Here is a 23,359-nt window from a genome sequence, read left to right as displayed (position 1 = left end):
CCCCCCGCCATATCATTATCGGCAGGGCTGGCAGGACAATATGATATTCCTTCAGAAAAAATAAATGTAACTGTATCCTCTTCTATCAACAACCCTATCGATGTTTCTTGGGTTACGGACAACAACACCAAAGACGCGATGCAGGTGGCCCTAACACAAGGAATTGGTATTAATGGAGAAATGAGATTAGTACCCGATAGCGAAACAGTACCCGAGCAAATAATTCCAGTTCGTGTTACCATTGCAGATCCCAGAACCATAGGACGCTTTACATTACAACCCAATCAATGGCGTGGTGAAAACTGGGTAAATCAAACCGAGTTTCCAATTAAAATGAAGAAAATTCACGCACTCATCATCGAAAAACAAGGAAGTAAATCCATTCCTTTAATTTATTCATGGGATTTAAATGATACTGATGTTCCTTCGAAAGCCAGTGTAACCTTTAACGCTTCTAAAATGCCTAAATGGATTGAGACTAAAAACAAAACTGAACGTATTTGGATAGATTACAGCATTAATGAATGCACCACCTGTGTAAATACCATTATTGACAATCTTATCGATGGAACCATTAACAAGGAAAAAACCATCACTTTTGAAACTTTGAAAGTTATTGAAGCTACAAATGCCGCTTTCTTAAAAGTAAAAATCCGATCGATTCAAGCTGATCCTAAAAAGGAACGCTTGTTAGAGCTTCCTTCAGTAAGAGTTACTGAAGATATGACCGTATACTCAACAGGTCCCCTCTATTTATCTGATGAAGAAACACCGAATTTTGAATATCAGTTTACCTTAGCCATTAACGACGATGATGGAACCATTTATAAATCTACACAATGGATTCCTGGTAATGACATCGAAGTTTTTATCAATATGCAACAGATAAAATCTGCCATACCTGAATTAGAACAAAATTCTACAGAAGACTAACAAAAAACTAAAGCATTTCAATACATCATGTCATTTTTAAAAAACATATTGTTTTTAGCATTCCTTGTACCCAATATTCTGGTAGCACAACCACGATCAGAAAGCAAACAAGTAATTGAAAAACTAGTTATTTATCAAGATAGTAACAACAAACAAGTTTTCTACTATGCTCCTGAAGGACTCCATTTGGTAAAAGATAAAAACGGCAAACCTTCCTTTAAATTTATTCAGATGCGCTATACAGGAACAAAAGCAAGAGGAGATCAAGGAAAACATCGTTTTAGAAGTTTACTGCAATTTAAAGTAGCGCAATTACTCCCTGATAAAAAGAGGAAAGAAGCAATTATAGATTCACTGAACAATCGAGGCTATAAGGTTTCTAAGTTATCGCCGATTGCCCTGAGTAATATCAAAGCAATATTGGTGCATACTGCTGTTATAACCGATTCAACAAAGAATTACCAACATGGCTTTTTTGAAAACAACAACGTTAAAAACACTACTTGGAAAGAGCTTGACTTTACCTTAAGACTTAATAATGAAGATGCTCAAATTTTCTGGGACAACTTTCATGGAAACCAACCAACCATTAGCGTTAACTATTCATTCTTTGCCAAATTAAACACCAAAAAAGTAGATGATTTAACCGTTTCTGGAAGTGACGAATTCAAAGAAACTATGGAAGCTCATCTTGAGGAAAATGATTCTTCCAAAGTTCAATTAAAAGAGTCTATCATTAACGCGGATGCACTTTCCATCAATATTGATACAGATGAATGGCCTGAGCTGATCCAACAAATTGACATCAATGAACAAGTACCTCCAGATTATGCTGCCTTAGATATTTATTGCTTCGATTTTAATAATGAAATACGTCCTGATTTATATGCTAAGAGAATTGAGATTATTGCTACTGGTGTAGGTGGTAGAGATGTAAAGCTCAGAAAAACTTTTAAATACAACGAACCTGAAATCTATGCGCAAACTCTACAATTTATCAATGCGATTAAACTCAATGAACCTTACCGGTACCGCATTACCGAGATACTACATGACGGGAATTATAACAAATCCGAATGGAAAGAACGTACCACTTGGAATGAAATTCTTGACATCACCACAAAACCCAAAAACGAATAAAAATCAAACATCATGAAAACTTTAAAACGAACTAAAATACTTCACTTTTTCATTCTGTTTTTGTCCTTCCAATTATCTGCTACCGTTAAATACGACGAAGGAAGAGTTGAAATCGATGGAATTCAACTACTACAAGATAGCGAAGATGAAAATGCCTATTATTATTTAACCAGATTCGTTCGGCTTTCTCAAAAGGAAGATGGTTCTTACGAATTACTATGTGTAAAATATGTTGGTGAAAACGAAGCCTCAAGTGGTGGACTTTTCCATGCATTAGTTGAATTTTCTTTACCTCAAGATGTCATCGATGAAGTTGCTGCTAAACTAAAAACCAGAGTTGGTGAAAACGCTCGTATCGTCGGTCCTGTTCCTATGCAACAATACACCAAAGATGGTGATAAAGGTATTGGAAAATTTGATGTAGTATCATCAATATTAACAGATACGGAAGGAGATAACGCCTTTACGAGCAATGTAGTTACTTCGGGATTTGCTCCATTACTTCCCAATTCAAAAGCGGCAATCGCTGCAAAACTAAACCCAGCAGGTGCAACACTATTATGGGAATCATTATCTGGAAACACTTCCGACATCTCAGTATCTGTTCATGGATATTACGAAGCGGTGGTAAAAGGATACAATGCCATTATCACTGCAGAAGCAAGCACTATTTATGAACATTACAGCAAGTTGAGCAATTTTCAAGAAAAATTCACCAGAGAACAAATGCGTAAAATTAACGACGGGCTAATTCAAGACCAAATTATTAAAGTTGAAGTATTTGATCGTTCAGAAGGTTTAGGTATTGATAACAAAGCCATGGAAGGGATGTTGAACATTATTAATGAAAAAATTATTGAACTAATGTTTGATACCAAAATGGGCTGGGCTCAAAAACCAAAAACAGAAGTGGCTGTCGAATTAAATCAAATTAAAGGAAGACAGAAGCGCGGCTGGTTTAGCAATGTCTTCGGAGGAAAAGACAACACAGAATACTACTCAGACAATCAATATGTGATTAAACGTAGAAAAGACGTTCGCATGAACAAATTCTATTTAAACCTGAGTAAGACCACTACCATAAAAGTTCCTATTCACACCTCTGGAAATATTGGAGGGTTGTACGGAGCCATGCAAGATGATGACCGTTACTTTAGAGTGATAAACCTCGCTGACACCGATTTCCAAAAACGAACAGTTCATTTTCAAATAGATGGTGAATTCAGCGATGCTTTCAATGACATTCTAAATTCTGTATCTGTTTCTTTTAGAAAAGTATATGGTACAAGTGCCGATGATGCTACAGGAGACTTATTATTTACCGCCAAAGATCTTAAAGCTGGAAAGGACTTTAAACAATTGTTTTATCCAAGACTCGGTATCGAAAGTAGCGATTGGCTAGATTATGAATACAAAATTAGCTGGAATCTAAAAGGAGAAGACAAACCTATTCTCATTCCAAGAAACGCCGAGTTATGGAAAAAAGGAAATTCTTCTTTAACCACTTTATCTCCTCCTTTTAAAAAGAGATCTGTTGACATTGATGCGGATAGACCTTCATTCAAAGAGAGCGGTATTCGATCAGCAGTGATCCAGTTTTTCACTGTTCTAAATGGCAAAGCCATCCCTCATAAAACAAAGGTTATTAGAGAAAGTGATACTGAGAACACTTCAAAAGTAAATCTATTTTATGATGAAAAGGAACCTATTGCCTACCAAGTTGTTTGGTATCATAAAAAAGGGAAATACTCTGAAGATATCAAAGTACTAGACACTGATTACTTGTTCTTAATGACACCTACAACAGAAGATTTAAACGAATAATCTTATGAGAAAAATTGTCCTATTTCAAATCTTGTGCTGTTTTCTTTTTGTGAAGGCAGCGGCACAACAGGTGTACATTGATCAAGGCATACAGGTAAATGGCTTATGGTGTTTTCCAACTCATAATAACCCAAAACATTATTTGTATTTACCTACACGATCACGCTTGGCACTCGATGAGGAAAAACACCCCAAATTCTCATTTATGAGATATATCACAGAACGCCCTCAAACAGAAGCCTCTGCTAATAGCATTACAGAAGCTGGTGGAGGTGGTATTCTACATTTTTTAATACTATACGACACTCCAAAAGAACAAATTGAAGAAGCTGATTCACTTTTGAAAGAACGCTTGGAAGATGACACTGTAAAGATTAAAGGTCCAATTATTTTCGAATCAGGAAAATACGCTTTGGTTTCTTCTATTCTAAATGAAAACAACGAAACTACACAAAACGTAATCTCTATGGGACAAGCTCCTGTTATGGAAAACAGTAGAATTGCCTTATCCTTTGATGTTGATCCCTTACAATCAAAAATACTTTTGGAGAGCTTCAAAATGGACACTCCTGATATCTCTATTGTTTTTGATCTATCTTTTTCTGGACTCACGGAAGCTTATGATGCCACTCTTGAAATCGATTGGTCAGAAATTAAAAAAAGTAAAAGCTTTGGCGCTGGAGGAAATGTGTATTTCGTTGGAGCTCAAGTTGAATTAGGATTGGATGAATTATTCAAAGACAATCGTATAAAACTAACTACCAACGGTTCTGATGCTCGATTAGAAGGATTATTGAATACTGTTTACAACAAGCTTCTCGATTTAATGTTTAAACCTGTTGAACCTGAAGTTGTTCCTGAGGCACAGCAAGGTGGACTTATGGATGCAGTAACGGCACTTGTTGGTCAAAACGGACCATTATCAAGTGGGAACACTACTGGTTTTGGCTTAAATGCTTCTTTTCAATTAAAAGAATTACGTACCGAAGGAAAATCAAGATTACTTTTTAAAGGTCGCTCTACTGTTGACCGCCATCATTTTATCACCTTTAATATTGGCGATTTACACCAACGTTATGGTAATGATGAACGTTTTTTTAGAGATGTTCCTATTTGGGACCCAGCCTTTCAACAACGAGAAGTCTTTGTGGGAGTTGATGGAGATTTAGAAAAAGAGTTCGAAAATATGTTGAACAGTGTTACGCTTTCATTAAAAAAGCAACACGCCAATGGTAACGTTACCTTGGAAGAAGTTTTTATAAATAAAGAACGCTTCAAAAACTACGAAGGAAACTTATCAATGCGCTATTTAAACCAAGGAGATTCTATTCGAACCGATTGGTTGCAATACGAGTACAAAACCATATGGAAGTTTAAAGGTGGAGGTAGTTACGAATCTGATTGGACTCCCGAAAGCGGCGCTATGGTCAACCTTTATATTCCTTTTAAAAGGCGAAATATCTATCTAGAAGGAGATTTAGAAAAATTAAAAAGTGAATCTGTACGGGCTGTTTCTATAAAAGTGGATTATCCCTTCTTCAACAAAGAAAAAAAACACAGAATTACCATTCGTCCTAATGATAATTTAGAAGAAAAATTCTTCAACATCACACTTCCAAATACTGAAGAAGAAGTTAACTACACCATTACATGGTTTAGAGAAAATGAAGCACCATTAAGTAAGGCATCCAAGGATAAATACGGGCTCATCTTCATTGATGAGATACCTAAAGATGAATCACCAGAATCACCTTAACCAAACAATAAAAATAAACAGATGAAACCAATATTCTACATACTATGCTTCTCCTTAGCATTTCAAATAAATGCACAAGTAATATGTAAAGAGACGAAGACTCTTATTCAACTGAGAAATGGAAATACCGTTCATATTTACAAAGAGAGGAATTCAAAGAATAGTCCTATATACTACTATGTTCCTAACCAATTAAAACTAGTAAAGAAAAACGGAAAACCCGGGTATTCTTTTCTCGATTATAAAAATGCAAACAATAGTACAACTGACGGTGCAATTTTTCACATGCTTGTTACTTGGGGGCTTAATAAGAAAGAGTTGCAAGAGTTAAAGCTAAAAATCAAAAGTAAATATGGAGACAAAGCTTCATTAGCAGGTGCAGTTTATCTAGACAATATGCGATCTAGAATAAGCTTTAGTACTCACACGAATGTAGGAAAAATTCTATCACAATCTTTAAAGAGCAAAGGCGCTCCTCCAACACATGCCAGTGGAAAAATGGCACTTTCCTTTCGTTTCAAAAAGCACCAAGTAAATATTGTTAAGCAAGCTTTAAAAACACCTTCGAAATTGAAAGGCACGAATATGAGCATTAACTATACATACAAAACAAATACTTGTAAACAAGGATTGAGTGTTGCTCAAAATACCTCAACTGTATTAAAAGGAAAACTTCAAAACTGGTTTTAATGATGCGTATTTCAAGACATATAATACTTGCTATTCTTTTGGTTTCCTTTAGCATTTCTGTAAAAGCTAAAGACATATACCTAGTATACTACGCAACCATTAATGGTAAAAGTGGCCATGTTGGAATAGCTATTGATAATTATAAAATAGTTATTCGGGATAGCATTGTTGAAGGGCATACTACTTCAAAATATATTTCTATTCAAAACAATACGCTAACCTACTATGACTTATGGCCCGAAAAAGACGATTTTAATGCCTTAAACGTAGATAAAAACACAACAGGAATATACTACAAACTTCCAGCTGCTTCTTGGGAAAATTCTATAACCGTACAAAGTCTTCTCCAAAAAGGAATTCCGCATGAAGAACATTATCCCATCGATGGACTAATTCGGATCTCATCACCCCCTCAAAAAGATCAGCAACTAAAGAAAGCCATTGAAAAACTAATCAACAAAAATATTCCCTTTAATGTAAGAACTAACAACTGTGCCGATTTTGTAGAAGCAATCATTGAAATGCATTGCAATTGCAGTATTGAAGCAGAAGAATCAATAGTACTGAGAAAATCAACCACCCCGAATAGATTGTATCAGGAAGTATCTAAAATGGAAAATGTAACCATCCTAAAAGATGGTAGTGAAAAAGCAAAAGGCTCCTTTACAAAAGAGCGCTTGTTAAAAAGAAATAACACCAAACCATAATACATCTAACCCAAAAACAAAAACAGATGAAAACAATTATAACACATGTAAAAACAACTACATCCAAACGTATTTTTACCTGGATTGTATGCTCTTTTTTCCTGATACAAGGATTAGAAGCGCAAGTGATATTAGACTCACAAAACAAAGTAAATATTTCTCTTGATGATGGTGTAGAGATTACACTCTTTGGAAAAGCTAAAACTCGAAACAATCGTTTTTCAAGTGAATATTACTACTTACCTACCAACCTTCATTTATCAAAAAGAGAAGATGGAACTCCTGAATTTCTATTTCTAAAATATACTTCAGAAAATAGAGTTGATGCCGGAGGTGCGCAAGGTGCTTTAATGCATTTCTTAATGGAATGGGGATTGAGCTCCGAGCAAAAAGCCGAAGCTCAAGAAAAATTGAAAGAGAAGATTAAAGAACTCAATAAAAACAGAGGAAGTAAATACAGAGGTGTTAGAAATCCAGTTATTGTAGGTGCTGCTGATGTGACTGTTGAAGATGGAAAATCTTTCCGAATTATTTCATCTGTGCTTACCGATGAAGGTATTGCTAAGGTTGTAGCTTCAGGAAACGCTTCGCCAATCGAAGGAAATAAAATTGCAGTAGCAGCTAAACTTGATAAAACAGCAGCACAACTATTAGCTGCTACTTTCGAAGAAAATCGTTCTATAACCGATGTATCCATTGAACTAAGTTTTAAATACAACGTACTTTTCCCTGCAGTAGACGGTAAAATCGTTATCGATTGGAAGAAAATTGAAAAAACCTTCGAAAAGTTCGAGTCTAGGTATTCTCATAATGATAGAGATACCAAAAGCGGTTCAGACGATAGATATTCTTATTCAGAAGTAGATAGCATTTACAATGCAGTAGTAGAAAGTAAAGCGGTAGACTTTCAGATAGATAAAAACACCACCGACGATGAAACCGCTGATAAAATCGTAGAAAGCTTTATGAATGTTTTTACAGAAGCCTTAACTGATAGAGATACTGATTCACGTCCTACCCCACCCTCTGAAGAGGAGAAAGCGCAAAACCCAAATGCTCGTTATGGATCAAGATACATTTACAACCGTACAAAAGCTGAAAAACGTTTTCAACGAGTTAGAGAAGTATATCACTTAAAATACAGAACAGCTGTTCCTAAGTACATGCCACTTACCGGAAACCTTGGATCTTGGTATGACGCCGTAAAGGACAATCCGAAATGTATTGGAAATATCAACCTCAACGACCCTTTCTTCGAGCATAGAGACATTAACTTAATACTTGATATTGAAGCAGAAAACATGTTTGGACAAGAGGTAAACTATGTTACGATTAATATTCGTAAAAAAAGGAATCAAGGGAATGATTTCGAAGATCAGGTTACCATTGACAGAAATTATTTAAAAGAAAAAGGGATTAGAGCTGCGTTGACCTATGCTCGTGGTGAAGACAAAAACCCAGAAACCTATCACTATAAAATGCAATGGAGCTTAAGAGGAGGTAAATTGTTTCCTGAAAATCCGGAATGGATAGTTGGCGACTGGGAAGGTGTTACGTTAGCCACTCCTATTACCCCTAGACTTATTGAACTTGAAGCGGATTTAGATGAATTGTCAAGTAATGATATTGTCAGAGTAACTGCTGCCATTCGCTATTACAAATTTGGTCAAGAAGTAGAAACAAACATTCCATTAACCGTTTCAAAAGAACAAGCTTTAATTCCATTAACCATTTTTACAGATAGAGATACAAAAGGCTATGCATATCGTTTGATTTACACGCATAAAAAAGAAGGTAAACTAGCCTTGCCTTGGGAAACAAAAATTAATGACAACTATATCTATGCCTCTGTACCTGAGGAATTCCAGGACACTGAATCTGAATTGGTTAAAGAAGCTAAAAAAGCCGGAAAAGAAGTAATTAACACCGTAAAAGATAGTGTTTTAGACAAATTTAAAGATTTAATAAAGGGAAATGATGAAAACAATTAAAAACATATTACAGATTATTGCACTCGTTTTCTTAGGAATAATACCTCTGAATGCGCAACAAGTAAACTTAGACAAAGTAGTTAAAGCAGGAGAACTTACCTTGTTTCAAGAATTAAAAAACCCAAGTACTTGGTATTATGTGATTGACAAACCTTCTATTGCCAAAGATGCTAATGGAAAACCTAAATTATCTTTTTTAAGATATGTTGATAATGTTCGTTCAGGAGCAAATGATTCAGAAGCTCGTGAAGGAAACGGAGGTGGAATTGTACATGCACTAGTAGAACTTGGGGTAACTCAAGAGCAAATCAAAGAAGCTCAAAACCAATTAAAAACTATTGTTCCTGGTGGAATTATTAAAGGTCCTGTAATTTATAAAGGAGGAACGATTACTTTGATTTCTTCTTTTGCCCAAGCAGATGGTGAACTCACAAAAAAAGTGTTAGGTATCGGAAAAGCTCCCATTTTAGATGGTCAACGTGCCGCTATTTCAATACAATTAACAAAACAAGGAGCAAAAATACTGTGGGAATCTTTTAAAACTCCAACTCCTGATTTAAGTGTTTCTTTTGAAATGACTTTAGATGGATATCGTTCTCCTAAAAAAGCAGTAATCGAAGCTAATTTCGAACAAATTTATAAGCATAAAACCTTCGAAGCTGGTGTTGCTGCACCGATTTTAGCTGCTGAAATTAAAATGGCCTATGACGACTTAGTTAAAAAAGGAGATATTAAGGTTACTCAAGTAGGAACTGATGAAAAGCTAGAAAAGATCATGGAAACCGCTTATAACAAGATTTTAAACATGATGTTTAATCCTGCTGGCGGTACTGGAACTCCTAACTTAGGTTCATTGGTATCGGGTGCAACAGGTTCAAATGGATCAAATAGTTTACTAACCAGAGCAACTACCATGTTAAATGCTGCAAGAACAGAAGCGAGAACTGAGAATGCACGAATCCGTAGAGAAAATCAACAGGCAATGGATCGTAACAATGGTACTAGTCGAAGTGGCTCTGGAACCTCGGGTAGCTCTACCTCTGGAACCTCATCTACTGCCTCATCTTCAAGCAGTACTGCAAGTACAACACGACCTGTAACGGCAAGAGCGGCAAGAACACCATCTTCACCTTCTAATCATTCAAGAACAACCAGACCGTCAGATCCTCCAACAAGAGAAACCAATAGACAACAGGAGGAAACTGTTCCTTCTTTTGCCGTGGCCCTGTCATTCCAAATGAAGGAAATAAGACAAAAGGGAATTTTTAAAATTGATTTAAATAAATATACCTCTGACAATATCACCTTACGTTTCGATAAAAACTTTGGAGATATTAAGTGTGACGATTGCTTTCATCAAGTAAATCTTGATGACGCATTATTTAAACAAAGAGAACTGGTTGCTTTTGTTGACGGAGCGAATGCAACAGACTTTGGAAGCTATATCAATTTTGTTACCATTTCTATGAAGAAGAAACATCAAAGCGGAACCGTTACCAACGATGAAGTAAGAATAGACCGCAATAACTTTAATAAGGAAGGAAATAATTTCAAACTACTGTATGGGTGGAAAGGAGATAATGATCGAAGCAAATGGCTAGATTATGAATACAAAACCTCATGGAGCTTCTTTGGTGGTCATTCAATTGAAAGTGAATGGTTAAAAAACGACAATGGTGCCCTTGCAGTTGCTCCACCTCTATTGAAAAAAACCATTGATATTGAAGCCGATCCAGAAATTATAAAAGAGAATAAAGTAAGAGCTATTGATGTAAAACTATTTTACAATATCGGTGATAAAGAGCAAACGAAAAACATTACTCTCATTCCTAGAAAAGAAGAATTTTCTAAGCAAGAAACCATTATTCTTCCAAAAAACAGTACGGATTATAGTTATGAAATTACATGGAATTTAAGAGGGAATAAAACACTGAATTCCGGTAAACAAAAAACATCTTCGAGTGTATTATTTGTAGATGAGCTTCCTGAAAATTAATAAAGTATATAAATATTGCTATAAGGTTGCCATTGAAATAGAGCGTCATTCCGAATTTATTTCGAAATCTCATCCAAAATGAGAAAACTAATAACGATGAGAACCTGAAACAAGTTCTGGTTGACACTAAATTTTAAGGTTATTTATTAAAATATAAAAGATAGAAAAATGAAAACTAAATATATAAAATTACAAGTGCTACTAATATTAGTTGGTCTGTTCAATATTAGTATGCAATCACAGAATAACAGATCTACCTTAAAAGATAAACTTCGATTTGTATATGTTGCCAATCCAAATAATTCAACTTCAGTTACCTTGGATAACACAGCCATTCACGGCGGAACAGAAACAGGTAGTTTTTGGAGAAACAACAATATGAGACGTGGTCAAGCTTTGGTAAGAGCATTGCTTAGAGATAATGCTAACGGAGGGGATAGAACTCTACAATATTTTGCAGCAAAAATTGTAAAGATCATTGACAAACCAATATTAGTTTATTTGTATGACGATGTAACCAATTCAATTACAACAGCCGCAAGAAATCAATGGGGTATGTGCCCTGACAACCCAGGTTCACCAAATGCAAAAGCATGGCCTTGTGCAAATAATCAATCTCTGGCTGATGATTTTGCACAAAATATTGCCAGATGTTTAGGTAATCCTGACCCCGGAAGAACCGACAACAATTGGGGTGGCTATATGCATATGGGTGCGCACCATATGAATGCAAATCAAGTGGCATGGACCAAAGGAACTTTTATCCACGAATTAGTGCATACCCAAGATATTTCTGATAATAGAATGCATATGTTTTGGGTTAATGGAAGTAATTTCAGGTATGGTTTAGACGGAACTCATTACGGTATCGAAGCAGTTCCTAACTTAGCTATGACCTACAAGGAAGGAATTGCCAATACCATTACCCTACTTTACGATAATGCTAAAGCAACTGAAATGTTTACGTGGTTTAAAGACAATGAAGCTCTTTTAGTTGAAATTAATCCAAATCCAACGAATACAGGACCTGGAAATGTGCATCGTTGTTTAGATGTTACACATCCGAGCCCTGACGCCTGGTTATATACGCAAATGAGAGCTGCTGGGCATAGAGAAGTTAGAACCGTTAACGTTCCTAGAGGTAGTACAAATCAATATGCAATATTCAGAATTAGAGATGTTGAACCCAAGTTCATCATCCACAACGAGTATATTTTAGCACTTATCTTCTCAGAATATGCCAGACATATTTCTTTAGGTCGATTTATTACGGCTTTAAAAAGGTCAAACAATCAATTATTTAGAGTATGTGCTAGTGGTATCGCCGTGTTATTTGAAAACATGTGTAATGAAGGAATTCCTGCAGGTGAAACTTTAGGTAGTCTATCGCAATCACAATCTGGAGTTACCATTAAAAAGTATTTACTCCCATTAGCATATGCCGATTATTTTACAGGCTATCGTTCACAAACAAAAGACGACTTTAAAGAAATTTTTGAAAATGCATTGCCTGAAGGTTGGATTGATTTATACTGGAATACTGGAAAAGACACCGTAAGAAATGCTGTACCATTAAATAGTATATCTCAAGGAAATTTAACAGATATAGCCATTGCTTTAGGTATCAATCAATCAGATTTGAATGAATAGTACGTTTTTTATTTGATCAAGAAACACTGTCATTTCGAAGGAGTGAAAAGACTGAGAAATCTAACAACACTAAAAAACCCGAACAATGACTCGTTCGGGTTTCTAATTTTAAAGAAAACAATAGCTATTATATATAGCTTCTTTGGAATTTATACTAAAAATTCAAATAAATTCGGTTTGTTATTTAAATACTCTCCATAGAAATTACGTTCCTTCATTCTATCAATTAATGGTTGTAAATCTTCAACTTTTTCGATTTCAACTCCAACTACAGCAGGTCCGTTTTCTCTACTCGTTTTTTTAGAATATTCAAAAAATGTGATATCATCATTCTTCCCTAGAACATCCATTACAAATTCTTTTAATGCTCCGGCTCTCTGAGGAAAGCGAATGATAAAATAATGCTTTAAGCCGTTAAACAACAAGGCTCTTTCCTTTATTTCGGCAGTTCGAGTAATATCATTATTACTTCCACTTACCACGCACACAACATTTTTACCTTTTATCTTATCTCGATAAAGTTCTAATGCTGCTAGCGTCAATGCTCCTGCAGGTTCCACTACAATCGCATCTTTATTATACATATCTAAAATCGTTTGACATACCTTCCCTTCAGGAACAGTTATCATCTCTGCTAGATTTTCTTTACAAATTTTATACGTAATATCTCCAACTTGTTGAACTGCCGCTCCATCAACAAACTTGTCAATATTATTTAATTTTAGATTTTCACCTTTTTCAAAGGCCGTTTTCATTGATGGAGCCCCCTCAGGTTCTACTCCGATAACCTTCGTTTCTGGTGAAAGTATTTTAAATACTGAAGAAAGACCAGAAGCTAAACCTCCGCCTCCAACAGGAACAAAAACATAATCAATAGGTTTTTCAGATTGTTCTATAATTTCCAAACCAACTGTTCCTTGCCCTTCAATAATTTTTTCATCATTAAAAGGATGAACAAAAGTTTTACCTAAACTATCACTTACATACCTTGCCGCATTGTAGGCATCGTCAAAAGTATCGCCTGATAACTGAATATCTACATATTCACCACCGAACATTCTGACTTGTTCTACTTTTTGTTTTGGTGTAGGTGTTGGCATGAATATCGTACCAAAAATTTTCATTTTGCTACAAGCCAAAGCAACACCCTGTGCATGATTTCCCGCACTGGCACAAACAATACCATTTGACAACTCTTCTTTAGAAAGAGAACTAATCTTATTATAGGCCCCTCTTATTTTATACGATCGAACTTGCTGTAAATCCTCACGTTTTAAAAAAACATTGGCATCATACTGATTAGAATAGGTATAATTTGATAACAAAGGTGTAACAGCTACCACCTTTTTCAAGGTGGTTGCTGCATTTTGTATATCTATTAATTTTGGATAATATGTTTTTGTTTCTATCTCCATTATTATGCTAAAACAGGCTCACTAGCCTCTGTTTTTACTATTTTCATTGCCGTCATTGCAGTACGTAAAACCTTTCCTGTTTGTTCAACAGAATGATTTCTTAGTGCATCATTAACAGCGATTAATTTTTGATTATCAACTTCATTTGAAGTACTAAAAGACTTTCCTATTACATCTGTTGAAACAGTTTTCATAAAGTCAGTTAACAAAGGTCTACATGCATGATCAAATAAATAACATCCATACTCAGCAGTGTCAGAAATAATTCGATTCATTTCGAATAACTTCTTTCTTGCGATAGTATTTGCAATTAATGGAGTTTCATGTAAAGACTCATAGTAAGCCGAAGCTTCAATGATTCCCGCCTCAGTCATAGTTTCGAATGCTAACTCAACACCAGCTCTTACAAAAGCAACCATTAAGGTACCATGATCAAAATATTCTTGCTCAGAAATTTCTTGACTTGTTGCAGCAGTCTTTTCAAAAGCAGTTTCACCTGTTGCTGCTCTCCATGTTAATAGATTTTTATCATCATTTGCCCAATCTTCCATCATGGTTTTTGAGAAATGACCAGACATAATATCATCCATATGTTTATGGAATAATGGACGCATAATATCTTTTAACTCTTCAGATAATTCAAAAGCTTTGATTTTTGCAGGATTTGATAATCGATCCATCATATTGGTGATTCCTCCATGCTTTAATGCTTCCGTTACAGTTTCCCAACCATATTGAATTAATTTTGAAGCATAAGCAGGTTCAATTCCTTCTTCAACCATTTTGTTGAATGATAAAATAGATCCTGTTTGCAATACTCCACAAAGAATAGTTTGCTCACCCATTAAATCAGACTTCACCTCTGCTACAAAAGAAGATTCTAAAACTCCAGCTCTGTGACCTCCTGTTGCATAAGCATAAGCTTTCGCCTCAGCCAACCCTTTTCCTTGAGGATCATTTTCAGGATGCACAGCAATTAATGTTGGTACTCCAAATCCTCTTTTATATTCTTCTCTAACTTCAGAACCGGGACACTTAGGCGCCACCATAATAACTGTTAAGTCTTTACGCACCTGCATTCCTTCTTCAACGATGTTAAATCCGTGAGAATATGCTAAAGTTGCTCCTTCCTTCATTAAAGGCATTACGGCACCTACTACTTGAGTATGTTGCTTATCTGGAGTTAAATTACACACTAAATCCGCTGTTGGGATTAACTCATCGTACGTTCCAACTTTGAATCCATTTTCAGTGGCGTTTTTATATGATTGACGTTTTTCTGTAATTGCTGATTCACGCAAAGCGTATGAAATATCTAAACCAGAATCACGCATGTTTAATCCTTGATTCAACCCTTGAGCTCCACACCCAACGATTACCACTTTAGCTCCTTCTAATGCTTTTATTCCATCCTCAAATTCAGCAGACTCCATGAATCTACATTTTCCTAATTGAGCCAATTGTTCTCTCAGTGATAATTGGTTAAAATAATTTTCCATTTTTAATTATAAAGTTTATGTTGTTTATTTTTTATTGCCAAGTTTTTAGCATTTGCGAAACTGGCATTGCTGTTTTAGTAATTGCTATTCTTCCTGATCTGACAAACTGCATGATTCCATGTTTATCTAATGTATGATACAGTTCCTCAAGCTCTTCTTTTGATCCAGATTTCTCCAAAACGAAAAAATCTTTATTAATATTAATGACTCTCGATTTACTATCGTTAATCACTTTTTGAATTTCATCATTATCAGTTAACAAATCTGTGCTTAATTTAAAAAGGCAAGACTCCTGGTAAATCGTTTCTTCATCTTTATGGTAATAAGCCTTGATTACTTCGACTTGTCTTTCAATTTGACCTAATATCTTTTTTACTTGATCTTCGGTAAGCTTCACCAATAAAGTAAATCTTGAAACACTTTTTATTTCCGATTTCGAAACATTAACACTTTCAATATTGATATGTCTTCTTTGAAATATTGAAGAAATTCTGTTTAACAATCCTACATTATTTTCTGTATAGATTGATATGGTATATGTTTGCTTATTTTCCATAATTATTCTAATCTTATATCTGAAACTGACGAACCTGTTGGTATCATAGGAAATACATTGTCTTCCTTTTCAACACATACTTCTAAAAAGTATGCCTCCTCTGACTGCATCATTTCTTGAACCGCTGACGCTAAATCTTCTCTTTTGGTTACTCGTGTAGCCGGTATGTGATATCCTTTTGCTATGGTGATAAAATCAGGATTTACCATTTCGGTAGAGGCATAACGCTTGTCAAAAAACAACTGCTGCCATTGACGTACCATTCCTAAAAACTCATTATTCAAAACCACGATTTTCACCGCTGCTTTCGTTTGTAAAATAGTTCCTAATTCTTGGATAGTCATTTGATATCCTCCATCACCAATAACAGCCACAACCTCTCTTTCTGGTGCTCCCATTTTTGCTCCAATAGCCGCTGGTAAAGCAAATCCCATAGTACCTAATCCTCCTGAAGTAATATTACTTTTTGATTGGTTGAACTCTGCATAACGACAGGCAAACATTTGATGCTGCCCTACATCAGAAACAATAACAGCATCTCCTCCAGAAGCATTATTTATTTCTTTCATTACCTCTCCCATGGTTAATCCATCTTTTTCTGGATATAACACATCTTTGATTACCTTGTCAAATTCTATGGCATCACGATCTCTAAACTCCTTCAACCACTCTTCATGAGAGTTTTCATTAATAAAAGGTAGTATTTGAGCTAAACTCTCCTTAGCATCCCCTAAAACCGCCACATCAGTTTTTACATTCTTATCAACCTCAGCAGGGTCTATTTCAAAATGAACAACCTTTGCTTGCTTTGCATACCTGCTCAAATCACCCGTTACACGATCATCGAAACGCATTCCTACAGCAATCAACACATCACATTCATTGGTTAATACATTCGGACCATAGTTACCGTGCATTCCAACCATACCTACATTTAACTCATGCGATGTTGGTAACGCAGATAATCCTAGTATTGTCCACGCAGAAGGTAAACCAGCTTTTTCAATAAAAGCCTTAAACTCAGCTTCTGCTTCTCCTAAAATAACTCCCTGTCCAAAAACTACCATTGGCTTTTTAGCCGCATTGATTAACTCGGCCGCAGCTTTTAATTGCTCGTCAAGTACTTTTGTTTTTGGAGTATAACTTCTTATTGAAGTACATTTTTCATACTCAAAATCAAATTCTTCAAATTGAGCATTTTTTGTAATATCTATTAAAACAGGTCCTGGTCGTCCTGACTTCGCTATATAGAAAGCTTTTGCCATAACTTCAGGAATCTCGCTAGCTTTTGTAATTTGATAATTCCATTTTGTTACTGGTGTTGAAATACCAACAATATCAGTTTCTTGAAACGCATCCGTTCCTAATAAATGCTCTGCTACTTGTCCTGTGATACAAACCATAGGAGTTGAATCGATTTGAGCATCTGCAATTCCAGTAATTAAATTTGTTGCTCCAGGTCCAGAAGTGGCAATTGCTACTCCTACTTTTCCAGAGACTCTAGCATATCCTTGAGCTGCATGTGTAGCTCCTTGCTCGTGACGGGTTAAAACATGATGAATTTTGTCTTGATACTTATAAAACTCATCATATACAGGCATGATCGCTCCTCCTGGATACCCATAAAGAACATCCACTCCTTCTGCCAACAAACATTTTATTACTGCCTCAGCACCGGTAATGGTTTCTTTTACCTTTACAGTATCTTGCATTTTTTCTTGTGTTTTTGTTGCCATTTTAATTTTAATTTTTGATAGCTTTCGTTTATTATTTATTTAGAATTCATCAGTAACACATCCCTTTGATGCTGACGATACTGTTTTCGCATACTTATACAGAACCCCTCTATTTACTTTCAATGGAGGCGCTTGCCAGTTCTTCCTTCTTTCTTCCAATTCCTCTTCCGAAACTTCTACATTGATTGTATTGGTTTCTGCATTTAAAGAAATTATATCTCCATCCTTAACTAAGGCAATAGTTCCTCCTTCTTGAGCTTCTGGTGTAATATGTCCTACAACGAAACCATGCGTTCCTCCTGAAAAACGTCCATCTGTAATTAATGCAACATCTTTCCCTAATCCAGCTCCCATAATAGCAGCCGTCGGTTTCAACATTTCTGGCATACCTGGTCCTCCTTTTGGTCCTTCATAACGAATTACAACTACATCTCCTTTTTCTACCTTACCATCTCTAATTCCGTCATTAGCCTCATATTCTCCTTCAAACACCTTTGCTTTCCCTTTAAAGAACAAACCTTCTTTACCAGTAATTTTGGCAACTGATCCTTCTTCAGCTAAGTTTCCATATAACATTCGTAAATGTCCTGTCTTTTTGATAGGAGATTCCACTGCTTTTATAACTTCCTGACCATCCATTAAACTTGGTACTTCAATCAAGTTTTCTGCTAATGTCTTTCCTGTTACCGTTAAACAATCACCGTGTAATAAGCCTTTTTCTAAAAGATATTTTAATACCGCTGGAATTCCTCCAACACGATGTACATCTTCCATTAAGAACTTACCACTAGGCTTTAAATCCGCCAAGAATGGTGTGTTATCTGAAATTCTCTGGAAATCTTCCAAGGTAAACTTCACGTTTGCCGCTTTCGCTATGGCTAAAAAGTGCAATACGGCATTGGTAGAACCTCCCATAACTGTAACCAATCGAACCGCATTTTCAAGCGATTTTTTAGTTACGATATCAGAAGGCTTTATATCTTTTTCTAATAAAACACGTAAAGCTTCACCTGCTCTTACGCTTTCTTGTTTTTTCTCATCACTAATTGCTGGATTCGAAGAGTTATATGGTAAACTCATTCCTAAAGCTTCAATAGCCGATGCCATGGTATTGGCAGTGTACATACCTCCACAAGCTCCAGCTCCAGGACAAGCTTTTTCTATAACACTTTGATATTGTTTATTATCGATTTTACCAGCTACTTTTTCTCCCCATGCTTCAAAAGCCGATACAACATCTAACTTTTTTCCGTCATGACAACCAGATTCAATCGTTCCTCCATATACTAAAACTGAAGGTCGGTTTAAACGTAGCATTGCCATTAATGCTCCTGGCATATTCTTATCACATCCAACAACAGTAACCAAACCATCATATGACATCGCTTGCACTACTGTTTCCATTGAATCGGCAATCACATCTCTTGAAGGTAAAGAAAAACGCATTCCTGGCGTTCCCATTGATATCCCATCCGAAACTCCAATAGTATTGAATATCAACCCTACTAAATCTTCATTTTGTGTTCCTTCTTTTACCAATTTTGCCAAGTCGTTTAAGTGCATATTACAAGGATTTCCTTCATACCCTGTACTTGCAATTCCGATAAACGGCTTTTGTAAATCTTCATTAGTTAACCCAATTGCATGCAACATGGCCTGTGCTGCTGGCTGGGTATCATCTTGAGTTACTCTTTTACTAAATTTATTTAGCTCCATTTGTTAGTTTGTTAAGCATTTTTCACGAAGCCCTAACACTTCCTGTTTGTATAGTTTCATTAATTTATGTCCGTGAGATTGTTCCCATTCTAAAGGGAATTCGTATTCATCTATTGATTGTAAGCCAACTACTTCTGCAGCTGTCCCGGTAAAAAATGCGCTATCAGCTTGTTTAAGTTCGTCTAATGTAAAATGCTTTTCGTGCACAGGAATTCCTTCCTCTTTACATAATTCGATAATCGTTGATCTTGTTATACCTGCCATGATATGACCTCTAGGTGGTGTGTACAAAACCCCTGTTCTTTCCATGAATATATTCGCGCCTGAACACTCGGCTACATTGTTATTCATATCTAAAAGTAATGCTTCATCAAAACCAGCTTTTTTCACCTCGTTACTAGCCAATATCGAATTGATATAATGTCCAGTAACCTTGGCTTCTACAAAACATGATTTAGGATTTGGACGCTGAAATCTAGAAGTTTTAACTCTCAAAAGCTTATCTCCCATCAACTTTCCCCATTCCCAGCACTGTATTATTAAATCGGAACCCTTTGCAGAAAAAACTCCCATATTTTCTCCTGTTAGAACAATAGGTCTTATGTAAGCATCTGAAAAATTATTTCTTTTAAGTAATTCGTAAGTAATTTCAGTTAATTCATTTACAGTGTACTCGAAATCAATATCCATGACTTCTACCCCAAACTTTAAACGCTCATAATGCTCCTTAGATTTAAAAATTTTTGTTCCTTCCGGAGTACCATAAGAGCGGATACCTTCAAACACCCCATTACCGTAGTGTAATGTTTGTCCATAAGCACTTGTTGAAGCTTCTTTCGCTTTAACAAATTCCCCATTGTAAAAAATTACAGATTCCTCGTTGTAATACATCTTTTACCTTTTTTATTTTTCGAAATTATTTTAATGTTTTATTGTTTTTCTTCTATAGATTCGAAATAAATGATTCTCAATTCTTATATTTTTAACATAAATGATTGTTTTTCAGCATTTTACAATTCAACCATCCATGACAGTCATATGTCAAAAAAAAGCCTGCATCAGTTCATTGATACAGGCCTCTTTTACAACATAATAGCTATCTGCATCAACTCGGTGGTGAGTTAATAATGACGATAATGACAATAACTAAGATGTTTAAAAATTGATTCATTTGAATTCTAACTAAAAAAGGCTTCCAAATTGGAAGCCTTTATTTTTTATTTTAATTATAAATATTACTTCCTTTACCCTTGCGAAATAATCACAACGACAATAATAATAGAAATAATATTTAATACTTGTTTACTCATTCTGTTGGCAAATATTTAATTTTTTTCTCATTCTCACAAATTATTTTCATTTTTTATTGTTTACCCCTTCTTTTTAAACACTCTTATAACCTACTATAAATGTTTAACTTAAAAAAAACACAATTTATATTTGTTTTTTAAAATTAATTTATAGATTTGTCCCGTTATGCAAACAAATAGAATATACAATATCATACCCAGTTTGTTAGTGCGGTGTTAATACCGACACTAGTTACTTCGCTTTTGTGAACTGAGTTTTTGTATCATTTTATTTTCAAGTTTTGGAATCAACCATTTATTTTTTTACTGACGTTAAGCAAGTTATCATATTAGATAACTTAATAGCTCGTGCTTCTTTTCCTATCCGACCTCGCCCGTAAGGGTGATACTTATTTTCTGGAGCTCAGGTGAGTCCGGCTCTTCTCTTAAAACTCAGAATCAATTTAACCAATACGTAAGAACAAATAGTTTTCACTAAATATTGTACAATGAAAATTGTTATTACAAATGCATCACATAGCTCATACGCTTCCATTATTTGTAGCACTATTGAGCAGGCCGCCGAAAAAAGAGGAACTGGTATTGCCAAGCGAGATCCGAATTATGTTATTTCTAAGATAGAACAAAGTAATGCCGTAATTGCTTTGGATGGAGACAAATTTGCTGGATTTTGCTATATCGAATCATGGGAACATGGAAAGTTTGTTGCGAATTCTGGTCTGATCGTTCATCCTGATTACAGAGGAATTGGGCTAGCAAAAAAGATTAAAAAACACATTTTCGATTTATCTAGAACTAAGTTTCCAGAGGCTAAAATTTTCAGTATTACAACAGGCTTACCTGTAATTAAAATGAACAGCGACCTAGGATACAAACCTGTAACCTTTAGCGAACTTACAGAAGATGAATCTTTTTGGAAGGGTTGCCAAACTTGCATAAACTACGATGTTTTACAAAGAACCGATAGAAAAATGTGTTTGTGCACTGGTATGTTATATGATCCAAAGAGTGAGGTATCAAAGAAGAGAAAGATTAAAGAGAAAGTTTTTCAAAGACTGAAGAGAATTAAAGAGGGGATGTACTTAAAAAAAGAGAAAAAATCGAAAGGTTCCAACAAAAAGAATAATCAAAAAAACTCAAAACAGACCTATAGAAGCATTTTCTCATAAGCAATCAGCTTGCTATAAACACAAAGTTTAAATGCATTCTACAATATTAAAATATTAAAAAAATGGAAAAATTAGTTATTGCATATAGCGGAGGTTTAGACACATCATATTGTGCCGTTAGTCTTGCAAAACAAGGATATGAAGTTCATGCCGTGAGCGTGAATACAGGAGGGTTTTCTTCAGAAGAAATCAAAAATATCGAAGAAAATGCCTATACAATGGGAGTTACAACTTACAAAAACATTGACGCAGTTAACGACTTTTATGAAAAAGTAGTTAAGTATTTAGTTTTTGGAAATGTATTAAAAAACAACACCTACCCACTTTCAGTAAGTGCTGAAAGAATTATTCAAGCTATTGAAATTATTACCTATGCAAAAAGCATTGGCGCAAAATATATTGCTCATGGAAGTACAGGTGCTGGGAACGATCAAGTAAGATTCGATATGATTTTTCAGACAATTGCTCCAGAAATTGAAATTATAACTCCAATTAGAGATTTAAAACTTTCAAGACAAGAAGAAATTGATTATTTAAAGGCTAATGGTGTTGATCTTTCATGGGAAAAAGCCAAATACTCTGTTAATAAAGGGCTTTGGGGAACAAGTGTTGGTGGTGAAGAAACATTAACTTCTGAAAAACCTTTACCTGAACACGCTTACCCTTCTCAACTCAAAAAAACGGAACCTGAAACGATAAAGTTAAGTTTTAGCAAAGGTGAAATTACGGCAATCAACGGTTTTAAAAATGATCCTGTAACTAATATTGAAACACTGAATTCTCTTGCTTCAGCATATGGTATCGGAAGAGACATTCATGTGGGTGATACTATTGTTGGTATAAAAGGTAGAGTTGGTTTTGAAGCGGCTGCGGCCTTAATAACGATCAAAGCACATCATCTACTTGAAAAACACACCTTAACCAAATGGCAAATGCAACACAAGGAATATTTAGCAAGTTTCTATGGAATGCATTTGCATGAAGGCTTGTATTTAGATCCCGTAATGAGAGATATAGAGTCTTTCCTAGAAAGTAGTCAATCAAAAGTAACGGGAGACGTGTTCATTACTTTAAAACCATACCATTTTACCCTAGATGGTATTCAATCTCCTCATGACTTAATGAATGCTAAATTCGGAAGTTATGGTGAAATGAATAAAGGTTGGACCGCAGAGGAAGCCAAAGGTTTTATCAAACTATTAGGAAATCAAAACAAAATATACCAACAGGTAAATCAATAGATAGCAATTATCAGTGATCAATTATCAATG

16 protein-coding genes are annotated in these 23,359 nt (G+C 35.2%); 10 read left to right on the top strand and 6 right to left on the bottom strand.

From position 1 onward, the window contains the following. Positions 1-960: 960 nt before the first annotated feature. The 8 genes from ACKTTV_RS15380 to ACKTTV_RS15345 all read left to right on the top strand — a co-directional run bounded on the left by ACKTTV_RS15380 (position 961) and on the right by ACKTTV_RS15345 (position 12,687). Positions 961-2,073, top strand: a complete 1,113-nt coding sequence (locus tag ACKTTV_RS15380; protein ID WP_408031750.1) for a hypothetical protein — start codon at positions 961-963, stop codon at positions 2,071-2,073. Between the two features lie 12 nt (positions 2,074-2,085). Then, positions 2,086-3,897, top strand: a complete 1,812-nt coding sequence (locus ACKTTV_RS15375; RefSeq protein ID WP_408031749.1) for a hypothetical protein — start codon at positions 2,086-2,088, stop codon at positions 3,895-3,897. Positions 3,898-3,901: 4 nt separating this feature from the next. After that, on the top strand, positions 3,902-5,653 hold the full coding sequence (locus ACKTTV_RS15370) for a hypothetical protein (RefSeq protein WP_408031748.1): 1,752 nt from the start codon (positions 3,902-3,904) through the stop codon (positions 5,651-5,653). A gap of 21 nt (positions 5,654-5,674) precedes the next feature. Further along, a complete protein-coding gene (locus ACKTTV_RS15365; protein ID WP_408031747.1) occupies positions 5,675-6,343 on the top strand; it encodes a hypothetical protein in 669 nt (222 codons plus the stop codon). Further along, positions 6,343-7,050, top strand: coding sequence for a hypothetical protein (locus ACKTTV_RS15360; RefSeq protein ID WP_408031746.1), 708 nt, complete (start codon positions 6,343-6,345; stop codon positions 7,048-7,050). Before ACKTTV_RS15365 ends, ACKTTV_RS15360 begins: the two co-directional genes overlap by 1 nt. A gap of 26 nt (positions 7,051-7,076) precedes the next feature. Further along, positions 7,077-9,041, top strand: a complete 1,965-nt coding sequence (locus ACKTTV_RS15355) for a hypothetical protein (protein WP_408031745.1) — start codon at positions 7,077-7,079, stop codon at positions 9,039-9,041. Beyond that, complete coding sequence (locus tag ACKTTV_RS15350; RefSeq protein WP_408031744.1) at positions 9,025-11,037, top strand: hypothetical protein; 2,013 nt, start codon at positions 9,025-9,027, stop codon at positions 11,035-11,037. The genes ACKTTV_RS15355 and ACKTTV_RS15350 overlap by 17 nt, the downstream gene beginning before the upstream one ends. 168 nt (positions 11,038-11,205) lie before the next feature. Then, a complete protein-coding gene (locus ACKTTV_RS15345) occupies positions 11,206-12,687 on the top strand; it encodes a hypothetical protein (protein ID WP_408031743.1) in 1,482 nt (493 codons plus the stop codon). Positions 12,688-12,836: 149 nt separating this feature from the next. Here ACKTTV_RS15345 and ilvA read toward each other — a convergent pair whose 3' ends face one another. The 6 genes from ilvA to ACKTTV_RS15315 are packed head-to-tail and all read right to left on the bottom strand — an operon-like array spanning position 12,837 to position 20,500. After that, the gene (gene ilvA, locus ACKTTV_RS15340) at positions 12,837-14,102 is read right to left on the bottom strand and encodes a threonine ammonia-lyase IlvA (RefSeq protein WP_408031742.1); all 1,266 of its coding nucleotides are present in this window, start codon (positions 14,100-14,102) and stop codon (positions 12,837-12,839) included. Positions 14,103-14,104: 2 nt separating this feature from the next. Then, the gene (gene ilvC, locus ACKTTV_RS15335) at positions 14,105-15,601 is read right to left on the bottom strand and encodes a ketol-acid reductoisomerase (RefSeq protein ID WP_408031741.1); all 1,497 of its coding nucleotides are present in this window, start codon (positions 15,599-15,601) and stop codon (positions 14,105-14,107) included. A 31-nt stretch (positions 15,602-15,632) separates the two neighbouring features. Next, positions 15,633-16,157, bottom strand: coding sequence for an acetolactate synthase small subunit (ilvN, locus tag ACKTTV_RS15330; RefSeq protein WP_408031740.1), 525 nt, complete (start codon positions 16,155-16,157; stop codon positions 15,633-15,635). A 2-nt stretch (positions 16,158-16,159) separates the two neighbouring features. After that, a complete protein-coding gene (gene ilvB, locus ACKTTV_RS15325; protein ID WP_408031739.1) occupies positions 16,160-17,893 on the bottom strand; it encodes a biosynthetic-type acetolactate synthase large subunit in 1,734 nt (577 codons plus the stop codon). 39 nt (positions 17,894-17,932) lie between these two features. Further along, the gene (ilvD, locus tag ACKTTV_RS15320; RefSeq protein ID WP_408031738.1) at positions 17,933-19,609 is read right to left on the bottom strand and encodes a dihydroxy-acid dehydratase; all 1,677 of its coding nucleotides are present in this window, start codon (positions 19,607-19,609) and stop codon (positions 17,933-17,935) included. Positions 19,610-19,612: 3 nt separating this feature from the next. Next, positions 19,613-20,500, bottom strand: a complete 888-nt coding sequence (locus ACKTTV_RS15315) for a branched-chain amino acid transaminase (protein WP_408031737.1) — start codon at positions 20,498-20,500, stop codon at positions 19,613-19,615. 907 nt (positions 20,501-21,407) lie between these two features. On the opposite strand from ACKTTV_RS15315, the gene ACKTTV_RS15310 reads away from it, so the two are divergent. Both ACKTTV_RS15310 and argG read left to right on the top strand, forming a co-directional pair. Continuing rightward, entirely contained in the window at positions 21,408-22,088 is a 681-nt protein-coding gene (locus ACKTTV_RS15310) for a GNAT family N-acetyltransferase (RefSeq protein ID WP_408031736.1), read from the top strand. Positions 22,089-22,150: 62 nt separating this feature from the next. After that, positions 22,151-23,329 (top strand): argininosuccinate synthase, encoded by a 1,179-nt coding sequence (gene argG, locus ACKTTV_RS15305; RefSeq protein ID WP_408031735.1) that lies wholly within the window; start codon positions 22,151-22,153, stop codon positions 23,327-23,329. Positions 23,330-23,359 lie beyond the last annotated feature (30 nt).

The organism is Tenacibaculum xiamenense (assembly GCF_964513065.1).
GTDB classification, from domain to species: domain Bacteria; phylum Bacteroidota; class Bacteroidia; order Flavobacteriales; family Flavobacteriaceae; genus Polaribacter; species Polaribacter xiamenense.
This window is presented reverse-complemented; position numbering and strand designations above follow the sequence as displayed.

What these genes read in the sequence shown, in the direction of transcription:
- ACKTTV_RS15380 (WP_408031750.1), top strand. Translation starts at nt 961, where the DNA reads ATGTCATTTTTAAAAAACATATTGTTTTTAGCATTCCTTGTACCCAAT.
- ACKTTV_RS15375 (WP_408031749.1), top strand. Translation starts at nt 2,086, where the DNA reads ATGAAAACTTTAAAACGAACTAAAATACTTCACTTTTTCATTCTGTTT.
- ACKTTV_RS15370 (WP_408031748.1), top strand. Translation starts at nt 3,902, where the DNA reads ATGAGAAAAATTGTCCTATTTCAAATCTTGTGCTGTTTTCTTTTTGTG.
- ACKTTV_RS15365 (WP_408031747.1), top strand. Translation starts at nt 5,675, where the DNA reads ATGAAACCAATATTCTACATACTATGCTTCTCCTTAGCATTTCAAATA.
- ACKTTV_RS15360 (WP_408031746.1), top strand. Translation starts at nt 6,343, where the DNA reads ATGATGCGTATTTCAAGACATATAATACTTGCTATTCTTTTGGTTTCC.
- ACKTTV_RS15355 (WP_408031745.1), top strand. Translation starts at nt 7,077, where the DNA reads ATGAAAACAATTATAACACATGTAAAAACAACTACATCCAAACGTATT.
- ACKTTV_RS15350 (WP_408031744.1), top strand. Translation starts at nt 9,025, where the DNA reads ATGATGAAAACAATTAAAAACATATTACAGATTATTGCACTCGTTTTC.
- ACKTTV_RS15345 (WP_408031743.1), top strand. Translation starts at nt 11,206, where the DNA reads ATGAAAACTAAATATATAAAATTACAAGTGCTACTAATATTAGTTGGT.
- ilvA (WP_408031742.1), bottom strand. Translation starts at nt 14,102, where the DNA reads ATGGAGATAGAAACAAAAACATATTATCCAAAATTAATAGATATACAA.
- ilvC (WP_408031741.1), bottom strand. Translation starts at nt 15,601, where the DNA reads ATGGAAAATTATTTTAACCAATTATCACTGAGAGAACAATTGGCTCAA.
- ilvN (WP_408031740.1), bottom strand. Translation starts at nt 16,157, where the DNA reads ATGGAAAATAAGCAAACATATACCATATCAATCTATACAGAAAATAAT.
- ilvB (WP_408031739.1), bottom strand. Translation starts at nt 17,893, where the DNA reads ATGGCAACAAAAACACAAGAAAAAATGCAAGATACTGTAAAGGTAAAA.
- ilvD (WP_408031738.1), bottom strand. Translation starts at nt 19,609, where the DNA reads ATGGAGCTAAATAAATTTAGTAAAAGAGTAACTCAAGATGATACCCAG.
- ACKTTV_RS15315 (WP_408031737.1), bottom strand. Translation starts at nt 20,500, where the DNA reads ATGTATTACAACGAGGAATCTGTAATTTTTTACAATGGGGAATTTGTT.
- ACKTTV_RS15310 (WP_408031736.1), top strand. Translation starts at nt 21,408, where the DNA reads ATGAAAATTGTTATTACAAATGCATCACATAGCTCATACGCTTCCATT.
- argG (WP_408031735.1), top strand. Translation starts at nt 22,151, where the DNA reads ATGGAAAAATTAGTTATTGCATATAGCGGAGGTTTAGACACATCATAT.